1 protein-coding gene is annotated in these 1,044 nt (G+C 47.1%); it reads left to right on the top strand.

All coding sequences use genetic code 11. The features are described from left to right. Positions 1 to 836: acyl-CoA thioesterase II (gene tesB / locus R7P35_RS26230; RefSeq protein ID WP_318093419.1), on the top strand; the 836-nt coding region annotated here is incomplete at its 5' end. Positions 837 to 1,044: the final 208 nt, after the last annotated feature.

Here is a 1,044-nt window from a genome sequence, read left to right as displayed (position 1 = left end):
CTCAGCCACTACAACTCGAAAAATTAGAAGAAGGCTTGTTTCGTGGACAAAGTGAAAACCTAGGTTTACCTCAAGTCTACGGCGGCCAAGTGATTGGACAAGCCCTCTCAGCGGCTCGTTACACAGTAGAAGAAACACGCACTGTGCACTCCTTCCATAGCTATTTTCTCTACCCTGGAGACCCTGAAAAGCCGATCATTTACGATGTGGAAAATTTAAGAGATGGACGTAGCTTTAGCACCAGACGCGTTAAAGCAGTGCAAAATGGACGACCTATTTTTTACCTAACGGCTTCTTATCACGGCGATCAACCGGGGTTCGATCACCAGAAAGCCATGCCAGATATTCCGGGGCCTGAAAACTTCGCCTCAGAGAGTGAACTCGCAAGTCATATTGCGGAGTTTCTGCCAGAGCGCTTGCGTAAAACATTCTGCGGAGAAAAACCGATTGAGACTCGCCCTGTCACGGTGATCAATCCTCTAAAACCCAAAAAAGCGGAGCCAAAACAGTACCTTTGGATTCGTGCTAACGGTGAGATGCCAGATAACCAACTGATTCATCAATACTTGCTGGCTTACGCGTCAGATTGGGGATTTTTGGTCACGGCGATGCATCCACATGAAGTGTCGTTAATGACGCCGAATTTCCAAGTTGCGACGATTGACCATTCAATCTGGTTCCATCGTCCCTTCAAGATGGATGAATGGCTTTTGTACGCAATAGAAAGCCCAACGGCGAGTAATACTCGTGGCTTAGTGCGTGGCGAAATTTATAACCAGCAAGGTCATTTGGTGGCGACTGCCGTACAAGAAGGAGTCATGCGCTACACGAAATAACCCGAGCGCATAAGATGCAAAAAGGAGTGCTCAGCACTCCTTTTTAGTGGGTATCAAACGATGATTAATTCGGTTGATACTTCATGGTTACCACTGACCACTCATAAAGTGATTTCGGATAGCCATACTTGCTTTTTCCGTACACCACATTTGGCTTGGCATAAAAACCGCCGTCACCACTCGCTAAGAACTCACGTTGACCGCGACG

This window comes from Vibrio sp. Vb0304 (assembly GCF_033338995.1).
GTDB lineage: Bacteria > Pseudomonadota > Gammaproteobacteria > Enterobacterales > Vibrionaceae > Vibrio > Vibrio alginolyticus.
This window is presented reverse-complemented; position numbering and strand designations above follow the sequence as displayed.